The sequence below is a fragment of the Acinetobacter sp. 25-47-130 genome (genome assembly GCF_056779705.1).
The window spans coordinates 78,267-98,389 of the sequence record NZ_JBWYII010000008.1 but is presented as its reverse complement, the minus strand read 5'-3'; the positions used below and the strand labels follow the sequence as shown (position 1 = coordinate 98,389).

Below are 20,123 nucleotides of genomic sequence, written 5' to 3'. Positions count from 1 at the left end.
AATGAAATTACTATAAATTATGCTTTTACACTGACTTGAAAAAAAGTGTACTGGCGAGTACACTTTGACGCATTCATGCAATAAATGTATGCCACTATAATATAACTTAGGTTATTTTATATGCCTTACTTACTGATTTTAATAGGTTGTTTAGGAATAACGATAAGTAGTATAGGAATCTATATTCCAACGATACAACAGCTCGATCTCACTGCTGTTTCATGGATGAGTCAACACCGCAATCCCCTCATAGATGGAATTGCGGTTTTATTGTCTCATGTTGGCGGTTTACCGATCATGCTGATGTGCGTGGCGATTTGGACCTTACAGCAATGGCGATTAAAACAATATGCTAACTGTCTATTTATCTCACTTGGTCTCGTTGGTGGTGCCTGTCTTGGCTGGTTACTCAAATATGCTTTCGACCGACCTCGTCCAAATGCAATTTATCAAATCGTTGAAACTTATGGAGCCGCATTTCCAAGCGCACATAGTCTCTATGCAGCAGTGATTGCTGGTTTGATGATCATGATCTTTCGAAACCATCATCAAAGTAGAATCATTTTTGTCGCTGCCTGTATATGGTTTGTTGGCATGGGTTTTTCACGGGTTTATCTCGGTGCTCATTACCCGACAGATGTTGTTGCAGGTTGGAGTATTGCGTTGATATGGCTGACTATACTGTGGTTAGTCCTATCACAACGGATAGCAAAGCAAACAATTATTTTTAGAGAAAAATCTAACGAGGTGGAATAATGATGTCGGCAAAGCTTTGGGCCCCTGCCCTCACTGCTTGTGCTCTTGCAACAAGTATTGCACTTGTGGGTTGTAGCAAAGATCCAAAAGATGCAGAGCAAGCCGCTGCACAACAGCAAATGCCGCCAACTGAAGTTGGTGTCATCGTTGCTCAACCACACAGTGTTGAACAAACTGTCGAGCTTTCGGGTCGAACTTCAGCCTATCAAATTTCTGAAGTACGTCCGCAAGCAAGCGGTGTGATTTTAAAGCGTCTGTTTGCTGAAGGTAGTTTTGTGCGTGAAGGACAACCTCTGTACGAAATTGACGCAAATACCAACCGTGCGAACCTAGACAGTGCAAAAGCAGCCTTAGTTCGTCAAAAAGCCAATCTCAATGCGCTTCAAGTTAAAGCTGACCGTTATCGCCAACTTGTCGGTATCAATGCTGTGTCTAAGCAAGAATTTGATGATCTACAAGCACAAGTTAAATTGGCACAAGCAGATGTTGCAGCTTCAGAAGCAGCGGTGAAAAATGCGCAGATTAACTTAGGTTATTCTACTGTTCGCTCACCAATTTCAGGGCAATCAGGTCGCTCTAGTGTGACTGCAGGTGCATTGGTAACGGCTAATCAACCTGAAGCATTGGTAACAATCCAACAGCTTGATCCAATCTATGTCGATATCAACCAATCAAGTGCTGAGCTTCTTCGTTTACGTCAACAGTTGAGTCAAGGCAGCATCGACCGCAGCAACAATACTAAAGTTCGTTTAAAACTTGAAGATGGCAGCATCTACCCTATTGAAGGTAATCTTGCATTCTCTGATGCAAGTGTAAATCCAGAAACAGGGACAGTTACCCTACGTGCTGTGTTCTCAAATCCGAATCAATTATTATTGCCAGGAATGTTCACTAATGCTCAAATTGTGCAAGGTGTAATTCCTAATGCGATTTTAGTGCCTCAAGCGGCTGTGACCCGTACACCAACAGGTCAAGCGACTGCGATGATCGTGAATGCGAAAGGTGCAGTTGAAGTACGTCCAATTGAGACTGCAGGTGTGCAAGGTAAAGATTGGATTGTGACCAAAGGTCTAAATACAGGTGACAAGGTCATTGTAGATGGTGTGGCGAAAGTTAAACCTGAACAACAAGTTGTAGCTAAACCTTATCAACCTCAAGCTGCAGCACCTCAAGCCGGCAAAGATGGTCAACAAGCAAAGCCAGCAGCTCAATCTGAACAAAAAGCTACTTCAAATGCATAAGGAGTAGACTGAATGGCTCACTTTTTTATCCATCGCCCAATTTTCGCTTGGGTGATTGCATTGGTCATCATGTTGGCGGGTATTTTATCCCTCACCAAGATGCCAATTGCGCAATACCCAACGATTGCACCACCAACGGTATCGATTTCTGCAACATATCCGGGTGCATCTGCTGAAACTGTAGAAAACACAGTAACGCAAATTATTGAACAACAAATGAATGGCTTGGATGGGTTACGTTACATCTCATCTAACAGTGCTGGTAATGGACAAGCTTCCATTACTCTAAACTTTGAACAAGGTATCGATCCTGATATTGCACAGGTACAAGTTCAAAATAAACTTCAATCAGCGACTGCACTTTTGCCTGAAGACGTACAACGTCAAGGTTTAAAAGTTACTAAGTCTGGCGCAAGCTTCTTACAAGTTATTGCGTTTTATTCTGAGTCAGATGCATTAGATGCAAATGACATTAAAGACTATGTAAACTCAAATATCTCTGAACCACTTAGCCGTGTGACTGGTGTGGGTGAAGTGCAAGTATTTGGTGGTTCATATGCTATGCGAATTTGGATGGACCCATCCAAAATGGCCAACCTGCAAGTTACACCGAGTGATATTGCAAATGCATTAAGAACTCAGAATGCGCAAGTGGCGGTAGGTCAGTTAGGTGGTGCACCTTCTGTACAAGGTCAAGTTTTAAATGCGACTGTAACTGCTCAAAGTCTTTTACAAACACCTGAACAATTTTCAAATATTTTCCTTAAGAACTCACCAAATGGTGCACAAGTTCGTTTAGGTGATGTCGCTAAAATTGAATTAGGTGCAGATAATTATGCATTTGACTCTAAATTTAATGGTCAACCTGCAGGTGGTGTAGCGATTCGTTTGGCAACGGGTGCAAACGCATTAGATACAGCCCGAGCGATTGAAGATCGTTTAAAAGAATTACGTCCAAATTACCCAACAGGTATGGTGGACAAACTTGCATTTGATACAACACCATTTATTGAGCTCTCAATTAAAAGTGTTGTGAAAACCTTAATTGAAGCAATTATCCTCGTATTCTTGGTCATGTTCTTGTTCCTACAAAACTGGCGTGCAACCATTATTCCAACAATGGCTGTTCCAGTGGTTGTATTGGGTACATTTGCTGTGATCAACATGTTCGGATTCTCGATTAACACATTAACCATGTTCGCTATGGTTCTCGCCATTGGTCTTCTGGTGGATGATGCGATTGTCGTCGTAGAAAACGTTGAACGTGTGATGGCAGAAGAGCACCTTGAACCTGTGGAAGCGACTGAAAAGTCGATGGGACAGATCTCTGGTGCATTGATTGGTATTACCTCTGTCTTAACTGCAGTATTCGTACCTATGGCATTCATGGGGGGTACGACAGGTGTAATTTATCGTCAGTTCTCTATCACGCTCGTTACAGCAATGATTCTTTCATTGATTGTTGCATTAACCTTTACCCCTGCATTGTGTGCGACCATGTTGAAAAAACATGATGCCAACAAACCTCAAAGCAATAACATTTTTGCCCGTTTCTTCCGTTGGTTTAACAATGGTTTTGACAAAATTTCGGTGAAATATCAAAACGGCGTAAACCGTTTAACACATGCCAAGCTATTTGCAGGATTGGTCTATGGTGTTGTGATTGCTGTGATGGGCTGGTTATTTGTCAACCTTCCTTCTTCATTCTTACCAGATGAAGACCAAGGTGTGGTGATGACACTCGTTCAGCTACCACCAAATGCAACGCTTGAACGCACTGGCAAAACAATTGATCAAATGACAGGCTTCTTCCTCAACAACGAGAAAGAACATGTTGAATCTGTATTTAGTGTTGCTGGTTTCTCGTTCACGGGTATTGGTCAAAATGCGGGTCTTGCCTTCATTAAGTTGAAAGACTGGAAAGACCGTACCTCTCCTGAATCTCAGGTCGGTGCAATTATCCAACGTGGTATGGCACTGAATATGATTGTGAAAGATGCCAGCTATATCATGCCTCTTCAACTTCCAGCAATGCCGGAGTTGGGCGTGAGTGCAGGCTTTAACCTACAGTTAAAAGCAGCTGCAGGTCAAAGTCACGAGCAATTATTAGCAGCACGTAATGCTGTACTCGGCTTAGCTTCTCAAGATCAGCGCTTAACAGGTGTTCGTCCTAACGGACAAGAAGATACGCCTCAATATCGTGTCATCGTCGATCATGCTCAAGCAGGTGCTATGGGAGTCAGCATTGCTGAAATCAATAGTACGATGGGTATGGCATGGGGTGGTTCATACATTAATGACTTCATCGATCGTGGTCGTGTGAAAAAAGTGTATGTCCAAGGTGAAGCGAGCTCTCGTATGATGCCTGAAGACTTAGACAAGTGGTATGTCCGCAATAACCAAGGTACGATGGTTCCATTCTCAGCGTTCGCAACAGGCGAATGGACTTATGGTTCACCACGTTTAGAGCGTTATAACGGCGTTTCTTCCATGAACATTACAGGCACTCCAGCTCCAGGTGTGAGTTCGGGTGATGCAATGGCAGCGGTTGAAGAAATCATTGCGAAGCTTCCTTCAATGGGCTTACAAGGCTTCGATTACGAATGGACTGGTTTATCTCTTGAAGAACGTGAGTCTGGCGCACAAGCACCATTCCTTTATGCTCTTTCGTTATTGATTGTCTTCCTCTGCTTGGCAGCCTTATATGAAAGTTGGTCTATCCCATTCTCTGTACTCATGGTTGTGCCATTGGGTATTGTTGGTGCACTTGCCTTAACATTCTTGGGAATGATTATTTTGAAAGATCCAAACCTTTCAAATAACATCTACTTCCAAGTGGCGATTATTGCCGTGATTGGTTTGTCCGCGAAGAATGCGATCTTGATTGTAGAATTTGCGAAAGAGCTTCAAGATCAAGGTGAAGAACTCTTCGAAGCAACCTTGCATGCCGCGAAAATGCGTTTGCGTCCAATCATTATGACCACATTGGCTTTCGGTTTTGGTGTTCTTCCTCTAGCTCTCGCTTCTGGCGCAGGTGCAGGAAGTCAACATTCCGTGGGTTATGGTGTACTTGGTGGTGTAATCAGCTCAACACTTTTAGGGATCTTCTTTATTCCAGTGTTCTATGTATGGATCCGAAGTATCTTTAAAACAAAACCAAAACAAAATAAACAGGAGCAAATTTCGTGATGCAAAACGTATGGTCTATTACAGGTCGTAGCATTGCGGTATCTGCAATTGCGCTTGCTTTGACAGCATGTCAAAGCATGCGTGGTCCAGAACCGGTCACTCAAGCCAATATTCCAGGAAGTTATCTTGGCAATGCTTCTGGTCCATCTATTGCGGAGCAAGGTTATAAGGATTTTTTTGTAGATCAACGCTTAATCCAAGTTTTGGATTTAGCCTTGGCAAATAACCGTGATCTTCGTAAAGCGACGCTAAATATCGAATTAGCACGTCAACAATTTCAAATCAGCCAAAACAATCAATTGCCTACGATTGGTGCAAGTGGTAGTGTTTTACGACAAGACACGGTCAATTCGCCAAGCCCAGTAACAACCTATAATGTAGGTTTAGGTTTAACGGCTTATGAAATTGATTTTTGGGGTCGTGTTAGAAGCTTGAAAGACAATGCCCTAGACACTTATCTTTCAACTGCAAGCGCACGTGATGCCACTCAAATTGCCTTGATTAGCCAAACAGCTCAAGCTTGGTTGGCTTACTCATATGCGCAAGCGAATCTTAAGCTCGCTGAACAGACGCTAAAAGCTCAACTTGAATCTTACAATCTCAACAAAAAACGTTTTGATGTGGGAATCGACAGTGAAGTTCCGCTTCGTCAGGCTCAAGTTTCTGTTGAGACGGCACGTGGTGATGTTGCTGAATACAAGACTCAAATTGCACAAGCGGTTAATGCGTTAAACCTCCTTGTAGGTCAACCACTACCTGACAATTTATTGCCTAAAGAGAGAATCACACGTGTGACATCAACCACTGCTTTTGCGGCTGGTTTGCCAAGTGATCTACTCAACAACCGTCCAGATGTTAAAGCGGCTGAATATCAGCTAAGTGCGGCTGGTGCGAATATCGGTGCTGCAAAAGCGCGTTTATTCCCAACCATTAGCCTCACAGGTTCAGCAGGTTATGCATCAACAGACTTAAGTGATTTATTCAAGTCTGGCGCTTTTGTTTGGTCTGTTGGTCCTAGTCTAGATATACCAATCTTTGACTGGGGTACACGTCGTGCCAATATTAAAGTCTCTGAAACACAGCAACAGATCGCATTGTCTGATTATGAAAAATCAATTCAATCTGCGTTCCGTGAAGTGAATGATGCTTTGGCAGTGCGTCAAAATATCGGTGAACGTTTAACTGCACAACGCCGTTTAGTTGATGCGACCAATACAACCTACAAACTCTCAAATGCCCGCTTCCGCGCTGGTATTGACAGTTTCTTAACTGTATTAGATGCGCAACGTACATCGTATAGTGCTGAGCAAGGTTTATTGCTGCTTGAACAAGCGAACCTTAACAACCAAATCGAGCTCTATAAATCACTCGGTGGTGGCTTAAAAACTAATACGACGGATCAAGTGATTTATCAGCCTTCAAGCTCAGATTTAAAATACGACAAGAAGTAATTTTTTGTTTGAATAAAGCTCACTTCGGTGGGCTTTTTTATTGTCCCAAATACTGATATTTTGTCATTAATTATCCTTTTTATAACGACTTCAATCACATGCTGTTAAGTAATTTAGAATCTGTACCTGGTCATCAAATTCAACAACAATTTGACGTGGTATATGGTAGTACCGTCAGAAGTAAACACGTTGGACGTGATTTACTCGCAGGACTTAAGAATATCGTCGGTGGAGAACTTACCGCATACACGGAATTACTTGAAGAGTCTCGTCAAGAAGCAATGAACCGTATGATTGATAAAGCGCGTGGCTTAGGGGCGAATGCGATTGTCGGAATTCGTTTCTCGACTTCCAATATTACCCAAGGTGCTTCCGAATTATTTGTTTATGGCACAGCTGTGTATGTCACACCGAATGCACCTAAAATTCCTGATCCATTCACCTCTTAAGGATTCGTTATGGATGGTATCATTTTTCAGGTGGTTATCTTTCTCATCCTATTTTGTATTGGATTTGGATTTGGTCGCTATAATGAACAAAAGCATCGTAAGCAACTTGATGAACAAGAAGCACGCTTAGCTTATATCAAGTTAGATAGTCAGCGTTTTAAAACTTCTGAAAACCATGGACAAATGATCAGCAGTAATGTTGTGATTTCGCATGATTATTTTAAGTTTGTACTTGCGCAAATCCAAAATTTCTTTGGTGGACGCTTACGCAGTTATGAAAGTATTGTTGAACGTGCAAGACGTGAAGCTATTGTTAGACTTAAACTTGAAGCTGAAAAAATGGGCGCAACTGAAATCTTAGGGTTAAGACTCAGCACCACAGATTTAGGACTTCAAGGTGGAATGGTTGAAGTATTCGCTTACGGAACTGCTATACAAAAGAGAGACTAAAAGTCTCTCTTTTTCTTTACAGGTATGTAGTAGTCACTCAAGCCCTATACTTTATTTGAGGAGTCTTCAAACCCCTTATCGCTCGCATGATCATTGAGATAGAAAACCAGACATAGTTGATAAAATTTTTCTCATCGATACGCGGGTCACGATCATTAAAAATTACTTTACTTTCATTTTTCGGATCATTCGATACAGTATTGCTGGTGATAACCGTGAAATAAAGACGCCTAATTTTTCTTTTGCCCCACCCACGACAATATACTCATCCCCTTTCAATAATGCCTGTACGGTTTGTTTAGCAAATTCCTCTGCTTCTAAACCATTTTCAATAGCCTCATCTTGATAACCTTGGGGCTTTCCTTCACCGTTTAAAGCGTTAAAGGATACATTGGTTTTCACGAATCCCGGGAAAATTACCGAGACACCCACACCATCTTGCGCAACTTCAGCACGTAAGCTATTCGCCCACATATGAATCGCACCTTTGGCTGCCGAATAAGTCGCACGATATTGTGTGCCCAATAACCCAGCTACACTTGAGATAAAGGCAATTCGTCCTGACTTTTGTTGCTGAAAAGTCGGTAAAACCGTTTTGGTTAAAAAGACTTGAGAGAAATAGTCAACTTCCATGATCGCACGTTCAGTTTGCATGGTCGTGTCTTTAATTAATGCACGTTGTGATAGACCTGCATTATTGATTAACCAATCAATACGTCCCTTTTGTTGGAGAACTTGTTCATAAGCATGACGAACTTGTGATTCATCTGTGATATCCGCTTTAATGGAAATATGTCGTTCTGGGTGTGCCAAAGACTGTCTTACCGTTTCCAGCTCTTCAAAACGACGAGCCGTCAATATAACCTGTGCCCCTAAGCTGGCACATTCAGCAGCCAACGCTTTACCAAGACCCGATGATGCACCTGTAATCCACACCACTTTCTGATCAAGCTGTTCCAACTTTGCCATTCCCTTTATCCTTATGGTTTAAGCATTTAATTTTGCTTTTTGCTGTCCTTCATTATCAAGAAAAACCAAAAAATGGTCAAAGTACTTCACGATACTTTGTGCATCATGAATTTTGCTTAAATTTTCAAATCGCTTATACCCTAATCCTGTGGTCAGACTGATCACACCATTTAAGGTTTTATCCACCACCATATTAAATTTCAGCATTTTTTTAGGTTCACGAATTAAGCTCGTAACGCCTTGATCAACCACTTTAGTGAAGGCTTTTAAGCCGGGAGCAACATATTGATTTTGACCTTCACGCATACGTTCTGCACAGCCCAGTAGCTCATTCACAATAACTTTTTCAACTGGGTATGAAATATAGTATTTTCCATCTTGTTCATACATCAAACTTTGTACATGATTCACCATAGGCATTAAGCGATCATTACCAAAAAATGATACCGACCAAGGCATGTATTTCAAGATTGCATCTTGAACTTGTTTCAATACTTTTGCTGAGTCTTGATCCTTTGCATTAGAATCTTTGACCAGTGTGCCAAAGGCTTGATCAATAATCTCACAAGCAATTTTGGACAGATTATCTCCAAGAATTTTAGCTTGCGCTTCACGATCTCCTGCATTGAGTTTTTGGTGAATGGTTTGATATTGCTGATAAGTTTCAGGTTGTAAGCGCAAAGAAATAGTATAGGTCATGCGATTGTTATCCTTTATTGTCAGGCCGATTCCGCGAGTTGACGCTGGCTTTAGTGTTATTCAAAATCAATTACTGTTCGATTGTGTGGGATTTGAAACGAGAATGCATTTGCTTAACGTGCCTCTCCATGCATTTTTTTTGCTACAATAGATGCAATTTTTTATCTACTTTTGATCTGTTCGAACTATGACTGATTCAGCGCAAAATATTGCTACAACCTACGATCCGACCGAGATCGAGAAAAAATGGTACCAAACTTGGGAAGAACGCGGTTACTTTAAGCCGTCTGAAAAAGGCGAGTCTTTCTGTATCATGATTCCGCCACCAAACGTCACTGGTAGCTTGCACATGGGTCATGGTTTTAACAATGCCATCATGGATGCTTTGACACGTCATAAGCGTATGTCTGGCTTTAACACGCTTTGGCAACCGGGTACTGACCACGCAGGTATTGCAACGCAAATGGTGGTAGAGCGTCAGCTCGGTGCGCAAGGCATTAGCCGTCATGACTTGGGCCGTGAAAAGTTCATCGAAAAAGTATGGGAATGGAAAGAACAATCTGGCGGTAACATTACCCGTCAAATCCGTCGCCTCGGTTCTTCTGTCGACTGGTCACGTGAACGCTTCACGATGGACGAAGGTTTGTCAAACGCAGTGAAAGAAGTGTTTGTGAAACTGCACGAAGAAGGTTTGATTTACCGCGGTAAACGCCTGGTCAACTGGGATCCTAAATTACAAACTGCCCTTTCTGACTTAGAAGTTGAGTCTGATAAAGAAGAACAAGGTTCACTTTGGCACTTCAAATATTTCTTTGAAGATAAGTCACTTCGCACGCACGATGGTAAAGATCACATCGTGGTTGCAACCACGCGTCCTGAAACATTGTTGGGTGATACAGCGGTTGCGGTTGCGCTTGATGATGAGCGTTATGCGCACCTTGTCGGTCAAAACATTATCCTGCCAATTACAGGTCGTGCGGTTCCAATCGTTAAAGACGAATATGTCGACAAAGAATTTGGTACAGGTTGTGTAAAAATTACCCCTGCGCATGACTTCAATGACTATGAAGTGGGTAAACGTTGCGAATTGCCAATCATCAACATCTTCAACAAAAATGCTGAAGTGTTGGCTGAGTTTGAATACATCGCAAAAGCGGGCGAGCAAATTTCTAAAACCATTCCTGCCCCTGCAGACTACATTGGTTTAGAGCGTTTTGAAGCACGTAAAAAGTTAGTCGAACAAGCGGAAGCCGAAGGCTGGTTAGATCAAATTCAACCGTACACCTTAAAACCACCTCGCGGTGACCGTTCAGGTGTGATCGTTGAACCATTATTGACGGATCAATGGTATGTGAAGATTGCACCGCTTGCGAAACCTGCGATTGAAGCGGTTCAAGATGGCCGTATCAAGTTCGTGCCTGAACAGTACAGCAACATGTACATGGCGTGGATGAACAACATTCAAGATTGGTGTATCTCGCGTCAATTGTGGTGGGGTCACCGTATCCCTGCTTGGTACGATGCAGAAGGTAATGTTTACGTGGGTCGTAACGAAGAAGAAGTTCGTGCGAAAAACGGTATTGCCCCTGAAGTTGAATTGAACCAAGACGAAGACGTATTGGATACATGGTTCTCTTCTGGTCTTTGGACATTCTCAACTTTAGGTTGGACAGGTGACGAAGCGAAAGACAAAGAAAACTATTTCTTAAATACTTTCCACCCGACTGATGTATTGGTGACAGGTTTTGACATCATCTTCTTCTGGGTTGCCCGTATGATCATGCTTACGATGCACTTCATGAAAAATGAAGATGGCACGCCACAAGTACCATTCAAAACTGTGTATGTACACGGTTTGGTACGTGATGGCGAAGGTCAGAAGATGTCTAAATCTAAAGGTAACGTGCTTGACCCATTAGATTTGATTGACGGTGTTGATCTTGAAACTTTAGTACAAAAACGTACCACAGGTTTGATGAATCCGAAACAAGCAGCGAAGATTGAAAAATCGACCCGTAAAGAATTCCCTGAAGGGATTCAGTCTTACGGTACAGATGCGGTTCGTTTCACATTCTGTGCGCTTGCCAACACCGGTCGTGACATCAAGTTCGACATGAAGCGTGTTGAAGGTTACCGTAACTTCGCCAACAAAATCTGGAACGCAACCCGTTTCGTAATGATGAACTGCGAAGATCAAGTAATTGGTCAAGACGTTCGTCAAGACCTTTGGGAATTGCCTGAGCAGTGGATTGTCAGCCGTCTACAAAAAGCGGAAGCTGCGGTTCAACAAGCCTTTGCGACCTATCGTTTAGACTTGGCTGCACAAGCGATTTACGAGTTCATTTGGAATGAATACTGTGACTGGTATGTCGAGCTGACGAAGCCTGTTCTAAATGATGAAAACGTATCAACTGAGCGTAAAGCTGAAGTACGCCGTGTGCTGCTTGCAGTGATGGAAGCGTCTTTACGTTTGGCTCATCCATTGATGCCGTATTTAACAGAAGAAATTTGGCAAACCCTTGCGCCGAAGTTAAATATTTCTGGCGAAACGATTATGCTTGCACAGTACCCTGTTGCTGACCAAGCGTTAGTGAATGAACAAGCTGAAGCAGATATGCAATGGCTGCAAGGTTTGATTGGTGCGGTACGTAACATCCGTGGTGAAATGGGCCTAGGGAATGCGCGTTTGTTGCCTGTTCTTCTTCAAAACACCACTGATGCAGAAAAAGCACAAATCGCACGTATTGAACCACTCTTTAAAGCATTGGCGAAAGTTGAAAGCATTACGTTCCTAGCTGATGCTGAACAACCACCATTGTCTTCATCAAGTGTTGTAGGTCACGTATCTGTATTCGTTCCTATGAAGGGCTTAATTGACCCTAAAGCGGAATTGGGTCGTCTACAAAAAGACTTAGACAAGGTTCAAAAACAGCATGACCAAATTGCAACTAAACTTTCGAATGAAGGTTTTGTGGCAAAAGCACCTGCCGCTGTGGTTGAAGGCGAGAAAGTAAAACTTGCTGAGTTTGCTGACCAATTAGCGAAGATTAAAGCGAATATGGAGCAAATTGCGGCGCTGTAAGGTGTTGTTAGTTTGATTCAAAAAATCCCCTCGAATGAGGGGATTTTTATATCCAAATAAAAAATTAATTTGATGCTAGAATATTTTTAAATTCATATAAAATTATTTAAAACTCTATGCAAATGCAAGATAAATACGGATATTCAGCCCATCGAGCTATTACCGAAATTGAAGATGATTTATTGGGGCGTGCTGACTTTTCAAAAAACTTGAGTGAAGCTATATCCAATTGGAAAGGTCAAGATAGTCTAGTTATTGCACTTTATGGTGATTGGGGAACAGGTAAAACCTCTATCAAGAACATGGCTTTAAAGTATTTAAATAAACAGTCTAAACCGCCAATTATTATAGAATTTTCACCTTGGGAATGGTCTGCTCAAGAAAGAATTACACAAGCTTTTTTTGATGAAATATCAAAATCAATTGGAAAACTAAGTTCATCTGAAAGGGATAAAAAACTAGCTAATATTTTCAAAAAATATGGGAATTATTTAGCAGCATCAGAATCTGTTCTCCATGGTTCTTCTCTCGCATTACCAGTAATTGTGTCAATAATTGCTGGGTTAGGTATCGGCACAAGTCTATTGATCGATGACCCAAAAACAGGAATAGTAATTACAGCAATCCTTTCATTTATCACTTCACTAGTATGTATTTCAAAATGGGGGGCAGAAAAGTTAAGTCAACTCGCATCTTTCTATGAAAATAGGTCTAAGAATAAAGAAAAAACTCTTGATGAAATACGTATAGAATTAAAAGATGAACTTTTAAAACGCGAAGAGCCATTACTAATTGTATTAGATGACTTAGATCGTCTAACTACTCAAGAATTAAGAATGATTTTCCAATTGGTCAAAGCAAATACTGATTTCCCTAACGTAACTTTTTTACTTTTATTCCAAAAAGATATAGTTGAAGAAAGACTTACTGACAAAGCACAGCAAGGAAAAGATTATTTAGAGAAAATCATTCAAATTCCATTTTTTACACCCAAATTAGAGCACAGTAAAATTGAAAAAATTTTATTTCATCGCTTAGAAAATATTTTAAATCAGTATCCAAATCTTAACTTCGATAAAAAAAGATGGAGCAATATTTATCACGGAGGTTTAAAATTTTACTTTAATAACTTAAGAAATGTTTACCGTTTTACTTCATCCCTTTCTTTTCAATTCTCCTTATTTAATGGAAAAAAAACTTTCGAAGCTAATTCTGTTGATTTAATTTCAATTGAATGTTTACGTATTTTTGAATCAGAAGCTATTAAAGAATTAGCTAATTCAATCAAAGCTTTTACAACATTAAAATCATCATCTAGCCCTTCGACTTACGAAAAAGAAAATTTCAATAGTCAGATAGAACAAGTAATAGCTAAAGTACCTGCAGATCGTAAAAAACATTTTAGAAGCATAATTATTGAACTTTTTCCAACTACAGAATGGATACTAAATAACACATATTATCCTTCTGAAACATATAATGAATGGTTTACAGATTTAAGAGTTTGTCACCCCAAACATTTCGAAAAATATTTTAGACTTTCATTAGCTGAAAATGAATTTAGTGCATCTGATTTCGAAGATTTTGTAGAATTATGTTCTGACAGAAAAAAACTAGAAGAAAAAATATTAGATTTGAATACTAATGGCTCACTGAAAGAGTTTCTCGCACAGTTTGAATCTTATAGTGATCAAGTTCCTAAAAGCTCATTTCAGGAATATGTATATGCCCTTTTAGATACAGCAGATAAAGTTTCCGAGAAAACATCTGGTTTTATGGATATTTTTTCTGCACAAACTCATATTTTCCGTCTCATTAGTTTTTGCTTAAATAGAATAGAGGACAAGGCTGAAAGGGCGGAACTCATCATCAAATATATGTGTCACAACAAAGGCTTAAATTCTGTAGCAAAACTTTTAAACTCTGAAGAAAATAAAATTTCCGAAGGAAAAGAAACTCTTTTTGAAACTTCTGATTTTAATTTTATAACAACTGAATTTATTCGTAATATCAAAAATATCTCATGTAATGAACCAAACTCTTTACTAGAGTACAACTCATTTCTTTCTCTAATGTACTCATGGTGTAAGTGGGGAAATAAAAAAGATGTTCAAGATTGGTTAAACTCTATGACCATGGATATTACAACTGTGATCAATATTTTATCAAAGTTTATTCAAACTAGTCATTCTTACACCAATGGTGACTATACATCCTCTCAACATTCTTCTATTAAGATAGATACGGTCGAAGAGTTTTTTGAAATTAGTAAAATACAAGAGCTGATTAAATCTGCTGATTTATCTTTACTATCTGATTACGAAAAAGAAATAATAACTATGTTCAATAAAGGAGTGGAAAATAGAGCAAATGGCATAGATGATGATTTTTAATGCTTAATCATCATTCGCCCTCTCATTTTAGGAGAGGGCTAGGGAGAGGTGAAGCTAAAAACAGCTCTCACCCCTTGCGAACTCAAAATATATTCTGAGGATTCTCATCCCAAAGGGAGAGAGAAAAGCATTAAAGTACTTGATGCTCCAACAACATCTCCAACCCACTCTCTTTCCCCATAAAACTCAGCCGTTGCTTTTCCGCTTTTAACTGTTGCTTCACCGCAGACACATCCGCATCCATCTGCTTATACAACTGCTCAATATTCAGTTGCCCTTTTGACTTTTGCACCGCAATTTTGGCTTTATTTGACCACACAAGCGAATCAATCAATTCTTGAATCTGCTTTTTTAAGGCTTGGCTTTGTGCTTCTAAAGCCTGCTGATAAAACTTCACTTGCTCCGAACTTAAACCCCTGTTTGAACCATTCTTACTTTGCTCAACCTCAAGCTGAAGTTTAAGTAAAAAGAATAAATCTTCCTGTTCGTATGCTTCATTGGCACGTTGTAAAAGCTCGGTCTTTTCCTCTTTTTTAGCTTCATCGGGCTCACGATCAGGGTGAATGATGGAAGCAATCTTGAGATACACAGTTTTGAGTGATTGATTCACCATCTTTTCAGCTTGCGCTTGTTTTTCTTGCTGACGTTTTAACTTGGCTTGCTCACGTGCTTGTTGATACTGCGCTTTGTCCCACAATGAATCGTCATCAATCGTTGAATCATTTTGTTCACCATGAGCATCTGGTGCTTGACTAGATTCGAAGTTGTTCTTTTTATCTTGCTTATTTCGTGGTTGAGCAAACACCTGTTCGAAATAAATATGTAATTTTTCAACTGTCTCAATTTGAGTTTCATTGAGCATATTTGATTTGCTCAACATTTGGGTCAAGTTAAAACACTTCTCTTCTACTGCCTTTTGAGACGACTTATTTAAATCAATTTGACTTAGGCTATTCCATAGACTTTGTAATTGCTGAAACAGCACTTGATAAACATCACGATAGACAAGAATAAGTTTCTTCTGCGTGTAGGTACGAATTTCTTCTTGGGCGTGTTGCCATGCAGATAATTGTAATTTTTGCTGCTCAATCTGATTAATCAAAACCCGTAGCTTATGATCTTGAACAAGTTGTGCAGAAGAACTGGATTGAATTTCGAATGAAGTCACGTCAGGTGTTTAGTCCAATGAGAGAATACTGAGTTTAACTAACTGTGGATGCTTTATTTTAAGCATCGATCACAGTTTGATTTCGACCATTCGCTTTTGCTTGATAAAGATGTCGATCTGCTCGTTTAAGAATGGCATAAGCATCAGCATCGTTGAGATCAGTCACACTGACACCAATACTGACGGTCAAAGTTTTCTCTGCCAAAATAACAGCTTGTTCCACCAATGTACGAATTTTCTCTGCCAAAACTTGCGCACCCATCAGATGTGTTGCAGGCAATAAAATTACAAATTCTTCACCACCATAACGTGCCACAAAATCGGTCTCACGTGTTGCTTGATCAAGGATTTTTGCCACTTGTTGTAACACTTGATCCCCTTGATCATGACCATATCGATCGTTGACTTGCTTAAAATAATCGACATCCAATATAAGTGCTGCATAGCCAATTTGATTTCTTTTATGTTGAGCAAACAGGTCTTCAAGTTGTTCGTTTAAAGCACGGCGATTGTGTAAACCTGTTAATGCGTCATGTCGTGACAATCGAATCAACTCAAGATTAGCCAATTCAAGTGCTCGAGTGCGCTCTTGAACCTTACGCTCTAGAGATTGGTTTGCCTCAAGCAATTGTTGTTTCTGTTCCAATAAGGTTTGCGTCATGCTTTGTAGAGAATGTGATAATCCTTGGATTTCACGGATGCTGCTTTGACTATGAAATGCCGTATGCACGTCTCCCTGTTCGACCGCATAAGCCGATTTAGCTAAAGCCTCAATGGGTCTGCTCAATTTATTGGCAAGTTGATAAATCACATAAAAGATAAACAGCGAGACGAATAAACCAATCAGGAAGATTTTGAACTGCAAATCACGCATATCTGCCAAAGCAATCGCCAAAGGTTGACGAATTACCACATGCCAACCAATATCACTTTTAGTCTCGGACTCCACCGCAATATTTGCGGTTAAGAAATCCTGCCCTTCATTCCAATCATCAATATAATAAAGTGCATCGTTGACTTTAAGTTGAGGTGGCTTGACTCGTCCAATACTTTTAAATGGATACAGCAGTTCACCCTGTTTGTTTAAGATAAAGACTTCTATGCCACGCTGAGATGCTGTTTGAGATAATGCTTTATTGAGAATATGACGTGCCCATTCCCAATCTGCATGTGCAGCTAACACTCCTTTTAATTTTTGAGTATTTGGATCATAGATTGGTGTTGCGAAATCAATAAAACGCATCGGCTCATGAGGATTTAAAGCTTGAATTTTTTTTGCCAATAACACAGCTTCATGCACATCACCTAAGTATGTACCCTGTAAACCTGCCTTAAACCATGGCCGTGAAGAAACGTTTTCACCTTCAAGAATACCATCCGCAGCAATTTGAACATCACCGTTTAAATCTGTTACCCCCATCCAAGCATAATAGACATACGCATTTTTGACTTGTTCCAAGCGTGTACGAACACGTGGATCATCTAGACTTGCTTCTGAAAAGAATGGAGATTGGCTGAGCAGCACCATTTCGCGCTCGCGTTCGGCAAGAGAAGCTGCCAAGGCATTACTGATATTTTTTGCTGCGACATGTAGGGTCTGTCCACTGGCTTTAGCCAAGTGCTGAGATGCGATATTTCCAATATACAGCGATACGCATATCCCAAGGATAATGGTTAATCCAGCAAATATGAACAGAACGCGATTACGGAATGAATCCAAAATACACCTTAACTCTTGGTTAAACACCGAAACATGCAACCATAAGAATATAACAGAATATTACAAATACATAACAAACATTTCGGATCATTGTAATGAATAAAAAATGCCAACCTTATCTCATATATTCAAAATCCTGATTAACATTAACAACTGTAATTCCACTCCCTATCTTTTAAACAACATGATTTAATATTCAAGTCACGCACCACATCTACATAAAGTCATAATAATTCGACAATAATTCTGTATTTCTTTTTTTTGGCGCTTGATAGCTTAAGTAGAATCACCTAGAAAATTGAGGAACAAATGGATTTTGCTTCTATCTTTTTTTACGACACCACATGGGTATTTGTTTTCGAAATTTTAATCCGATGTGTGGTGATGTATTTACTCATCATTCTTTTTCTTCGTTTGACTGGCAAGCGAGGGGTTAGACAACTCTCCATCTTTGAAGTTGCCATTATTCTTTGTCTTGGATCAATTGCTGGAGATCCAATGTTTACGGAGGATTTACCCTTAATTCAAGCCGTAGTCGTCATGAGTGTGATCATCTTGCTTTACCGCACCACAACGTGGTTAATGATGAAATATCAGCCTTTCGAAGACTTAGTCGAAGGTAAATCCTGTTACATCGTAAAAGATGGCATGCTCGTCCTTGAAGCATTCAAGCGAGGTAATATGTCGCATGATGAGTTCTTTTCGGAAATGCGTCGTCAATCCGTTGAGCATTTAGGTCAAATTCGAGTCGGCCTATTAGAGTCCGATGGGAATTTCAGTATTTTGTTTTATCCCGATGAACAAGTTAAATATGGCTTACCAATTTTTCCAGATCAAGCTCAATCAATATACAACGTAAAAGCTAGCGTAATATATGCGTGTACACATTGTGGATTCTGTACTGAACTTCAACAACCACTTCAAGATTGTCCGCGCTGTTCTTGCCAAGATTGGACGCAAGCAATGAACAGTCTAAGAATTGGTTAGCAGATGAATAATCTAAAGTCTGTTGGGACGAAGCAGATTATTCATCCTCAGCGCTGACTCAATCGAACATAGGTGGTTGAGATTAATCCAACACTTTCACCACAATTTTACCAATGTGATCACCTGCATCCATTGCCAAATGAGCCGCTTGAATCTCATCAAAATTAAAAGTTTTATAGATCATCGGTAGACATTCACCTTTTGCCCATAACGGCGCAACATGTGTCTTTAAATCTTGAGCGATTTTGGATTTTTCTGCTGTGGTACGTGCACGCATGGTTGAGCCAGTAATGGTTAAACGCTTCATCATGATTTGACCTAATTTTACGCCGTCGGCTTTAGCTCCTCCAAGAAATGCGATATAAACCAAACGTCCATCACGACGTAGTATATTCAGGTTTTGAGCTAAATAAGGCGCTCCAACCATATCTAAGACAATATCTACGCCATTTTCTTCAGTCGCTTGCTGAATGACCTGTTCAAAGTCTTCCGTTTTATAATTAATTGCATGCGTCAAATCTTGAATTGCTTTTACTTTCTCATCTGAGCCAACAGTCGCAAAAGTTTTTAAGCCAAATGCGTTACACAACATCAATGCCGTTGTTCCAATCCCACTGGTTCCGCCATGAATTAAAGCCGTTTCCCCCGCTTTAGCTTTGCCCATTTGAAAAATATTCGCCCAAACGGTAAAAAATGTTTCTGGAATTGCAGCAGCTTGAATATGACTCACCCCTGCAGGAATATTAATCAGCTGAGATTCAGGCACCACACAGTATTCGGCATAACCACCACCATTGGTGAGTCCACACACTTGATCCCCCACCTGATAGGCGTTTACCTCAGCCCCTACTGCAACGACTTCCCCTGATACCTCTAACCCAGGTACAGGCGTGACCCCTTTAGGCATTGGATATAAACCTTGGCGTTGTAAAATATCAGGACGGTTAATGCCGAAAGCATGTACTTTCACCAAGACTTCATTGTCTTTAGGTTGCGGAATATCAACCGTTTCATAAGCCAACTTCTCAACGCCGCCTGGTTCAGTAATGATCACGTGTTGCATGCTTTGTGCCATAATCAAATCCTTTATTTACAATACTTTTCATTCATTTCAATCAATTTCATCATAGTTGATCGCATTGATAAAGTCCTGTATTACTTATGTATAAGGATGAAAACGAATCATTATTTTTTGGGGAAAATAATATGCGTTACTTGCTGCAATTTATTTTGCCATGCAGTTTTGCTGCCTTGGTCATCATCTGTTGGACTTTTTTGTTAAGTTTTCCATGGGATTCAGCAGTAATTGCGATGATCTACTTCCAAATTGGGCTGGTGTTGTTATTGCTATACATTGAATACGATGCGAGCAAAGTGGATGGTGCAGCAGGTTGGACTTTTTTAGTTTTCTGTTTTTTTGAAATGATATTGTTCGTCGCTTTGGGGATCATTCGTGTCATTATTGGTGGATGGCAAGTTTTAAATCTTTTATTTTGAACCTTGCCTCAGACACGAATATTAAAATAACTCAATAATACAAACAAAGCTTCGTATTTTTTTGATTTACAA

The 20,123-nt window shown here is 40.1% G+C and carries 15 protein-coding genes; 10 read left to right on the top strand and 5 right to left on the bottom strand.

The features are described from left to right. Positions 1 to 120 precede the first annotated feature (120 nt). The 6 genes from AC1M83_RS10520 to AC1M83_RS10495 all read left to right on the top strand — a co-directional run bounded on the left by AC1M83_RS10520 (position 121) and on the right by AC1M83_RS10495 (position 7,536). Positions 121 to 756, top strand: a complete 636-nt coding sequence (locus AC1M83_RS10520) for a phosphatase PAP2 family protein (protein ID WP_035267854.1) — start codon at positions 121 to 123, stop codon at positions 754 to 756. Beyond that, positions 756 to 1,997, top strand: a complete 1,242-nt coding sequence (locus tag AC1M83_RS10515; protein ID WP_481590629.1) for an efflux RND transporter periplasmic adaptor subunit — start codon at positions 756 to 758, stop codon at positions 1,995 to 1,997. Before AC1M83_RS10520 ends, AC1M83_RS10515 begins: the two co-directional genes overlap by 1 nt. A gap of 12 nt (positions 1,998 to 2,009) precedes the next feature. Then, positions 2,010 to 5,186 carry an efflux RND transporter permease subunit gene (locus AC1M83_RS10510; protein ID WP_481590628.1) on the top strand — a complete coding sequence of 1,059 codons (3,177 nt, stop codon included), beginning with the start codon at positions 2,010 to 2,012 and terminating at the stop codon, positions 5,184 to 5,186. Next, positions 5,186 to 6,637, top strand: coding sequence for a multidrug efflux RND transporter AdeIJK outer membrane channel subunit AdeK (adeK, locus tag AC1M83_RS10505; protein ID WP_180028035.1), 1,452 nt, complete (start codon positions 5,186 to 5,188; stop codon positions 6,635 to 6,637). The genes AC1M83_RS10510 and adeK overlap by 1 nt, the downstream gene beginning before the upstream one ends. A 98-nt stretch (positions 6,638 to 6,735) precedes the next feature. After that, positions 6,736 to 7,086 carry a YbjQ family protein gene (locus AC1M83_RS10500; RefSeq protein ID WP_092766864.1) on the top strand — a complete coding sequence of 117 codons (351 nt, stop codon included), beginning with the start codon at positions 6,736 to 6,738 and terminating at the stop codon, positions 7,084 to 7,086. A 9-nt stretch (positions 7,087 to 7,095) separates the two neighbouring features. Beyond that, a complete protein-coding gene (locus AC1M83_RS10495) occupies positions 7,096 to 7,536 on the top strand; it encodes a YbjQ family protein (RefSeq protein ID WP_481590627.1) in 441 nt (146 codons plus the stop codon). A 162-nt stretch (positions 7,537 to 7,698) separates the two neighbouring features. On the opposite strand, the gene AC1M83_RS10490 is transcribed toward AC1M83_RS10495, so the two are convergent. Further along, positions 7,699 to 8,505, bottom strand: coding sequence for an SDR family NAD(P)-dependent oxidoreductase (locus AC1M83_RS10490; protein WP_035266703.1), 807 nt, complete (start codon positions 8,503 to 8,505; stop codon positions 7,699 to 7,701). A gap of 18 nt (positions 8,506 to 8,523) precedes the next feature. Continuing rightward, the gene (locus AC1M83_RS10485; RefSeq protein ID WP_481590626.1) at positions 8,524 to 9,204 is read right to left on the bottom strand and encodes a hypothetical protein; all 681 of its coding nucleotides are present in this window, start codon (positions 9,202 to 9,204) and stop codon (positions 8,524 to 8,526) included. 187 nt (positions 9,205 to 9,391) lie between these two features. Between AC1M83_RS10485 and AC1M83_RS10480 the strand changes: the two genes are divergently transcribed. Continuing rightward, positions 9,392 to 12,286 (top strand): valine--tRNA ligase, encoded by a 2,895-nt coding sequence (locus AC1M83_RS10480; RefSeq protein WP_481590625.1) that lies wholly within the window; start codon positions 9,392 to 9,394, stop codon positions 12,284 to 12,286. A gap of 116 nt (positions 12,287 to 12,402) precedes the next feature. Further along, complete coding sequence (locus AC1M83_RS10475; protein WP_481590624.1) at positions 12,403 to 14,679, top strand: KAP family P-loop NTPase fold protein; 2,277 nt, start codon at positions 12,403 to 12,405, stop codon at positions 14,677 to 14,679. A gap of 130 nt (positions 14,680 to 14,809) precedes the next feature. Here AC1M83_RS10475 and AC1M83_RS10470 read toward each other — a convergent pair whose 3' ends face one another. Beyond that, positions 14,810 to 15,847, bottom strand: a complete 1,038-nt coding sequence (locus AC1M83_RS10470) for a molecular chaperone DnaJ (RefSeq protein WP_481590623.1) — start codon at positions 15,845 to 15,847, stop codon at positions 14,810 to 14,812. A 58-nt stretch (positions 15,848 to 15,905) separates the two neighbouring features. Beyond that, positions 15,906 to 17,567: a sensor domain-containing diguanylate cyclase gene (locus AC1M83_RS10465; RefSeq protein WP_481590622.1), complete on the bottom strand. Its 1,662-nt coding sequence runs from the start codon at positions 17,565 to 17,567 to the stop codon at positions 15,906 to 15,908. A gap of 309 nt (positions 17,568 to 17,876) precedes the next feature. Between AC1M83_RS10465 and AC1M83_RS10460 the strand changes: the two genes are divergently transcribed. Beyond that, positions 17,877 to 18,554 (top strand): YetF domain-containing protein, encoded by a 678-nt coding sequence (locus tag AC1M83_RS10460; protein WP_481590621.1) that lies wholly within the window; start codon positions 17,877 to 17,879, stop codon positions 18,552 to 18,554. An 82-nt stretch (positions 18,555 to 18,636) separates the two neighbouring features. Here the strand turns inward: AC1M83_RS10460 and AC1M83_RS10455 are convergent, their stop codons facing one another. Continuing rightward, complete coding sequence (locus tag AC1M83_RS10455; protein ID WP_481590620.1) at positions 18,637 to 19,629, bottom strand: NAD(P)H-quinone oxidoreductase; 993 nt, start codon at positions 19,627 to 19,629, stop codon at positions 18,637 to 18,639. Between the two features lie 131 nt (positions 19,630 to 19,760). Here AC1M83_RS10455 and AC1M83_RS10450 point away from each other — a divergent pair, with 131 nt between their 5' ends. Then, the gene (locus AC1M83_RS10450) at positions 19,761 to 20,051 is read left to right on the top strand and encodes a hypothetical protein (protein ID WP_155756968.1); all 291 of its coding nucleotides are present in this window, start codon (positions 19,761 to 19,763) and stop codon (positions 20,049 to 20,051) included. Positions 20,052 to 20,123: the final 72 nt, after the last annotated feature.

Bases quoted from the DNA above. Each gene is read 5' to 3' on its own strand.
- AC1M83_RS10520 (WP_035267854.1), top strand. From the start codon at position 121: ATGCCTTACTTACTGATTTTAATAGGTTGTTTAGGAATAACGATAAGT.
- AC1M83_RS10515 (WP_481590629.1), top strand. From the start codon at position 756: ATGATGTCGGCAAAGCTTTGGGCCCCTGCCCTCACTGCTTGTGCTCTT.
- AC1M83_RS10510 (WP_481590628.1), top strand. From the start codon at position 2,010: ATGGCTCACTTTTTTATCCATCGCCCAATTTTCGCTTGGGTGATTGCA.
- adeK (WP_180028035.1), top strand. From the start codon at position 5,186: ATGCAAAACGTATGGTCTATTACAGGTCGTAGCATTGCGGTATCTGCA.
- AC1M83_RS10500 (WP_092766864.1), top strand. From the start codon at position 6,736: ATGCTGTTAAGTAATTTAGAATCTGTACCTGGTCATCAAATTCAACAA.
- AC1M83_RS10495 (WP_481590627.1), top strand. From the start codon at position 7,096: ATGGATGGTATCATTTTTCAGGTGGTTATCTTTCTCATCCTATTTTGT.
- AC1M83_RS10490 (WP_035266703.1), bottom strand. From the start codon at position 8,505: ATGGCAAAGTTGGAACAGCTTGATCAGAAAGTGGTGTGGATTACAGGT.
- AC1M83_RS10485 (WP_481590626.1), bottom strand. From the start codon at position 9,204: ATGACCTATACTATTTCTTTGCGCTTACAACCTGAAACTTATCAGCAA.
- AC1M83_RS10480 (WP_481590625.1), top strand. From the start codon at position 9,392: ATGACTGATTCAGCGCAAAATATTGCTACAACCTACGATCCGACCGAG.
- AC1M83_RS10475 (WP_481590624.1), top strand. From the start codon at position 12,403: ATGCAAATGCAAGATAAATACGGATATTCAGCCCATCGAGCTATTACC.
- AC1M83_RS10460 (WP_481590621.1), top strand. From the start codon at position 17,877: ATGGATTTTGCTTCTATCTTTTTTTACGACACCACATGGGTATTTGTT.
- AC1M83_RS10455 (WP_481590620.1), bottom strand. From the start codon at position 19,629: ATGGCACAAAGCATGCAACACGTGATCATTACTGAACCAGGCGGCGTT.
- AC1M83_RS10450 (WP_155756968.1), top strand. From the start codon at position 19,761: ATGCGTTACTTGCTGCAATTTATTTTGCCATGCAGTTTTGCTGCCTTG.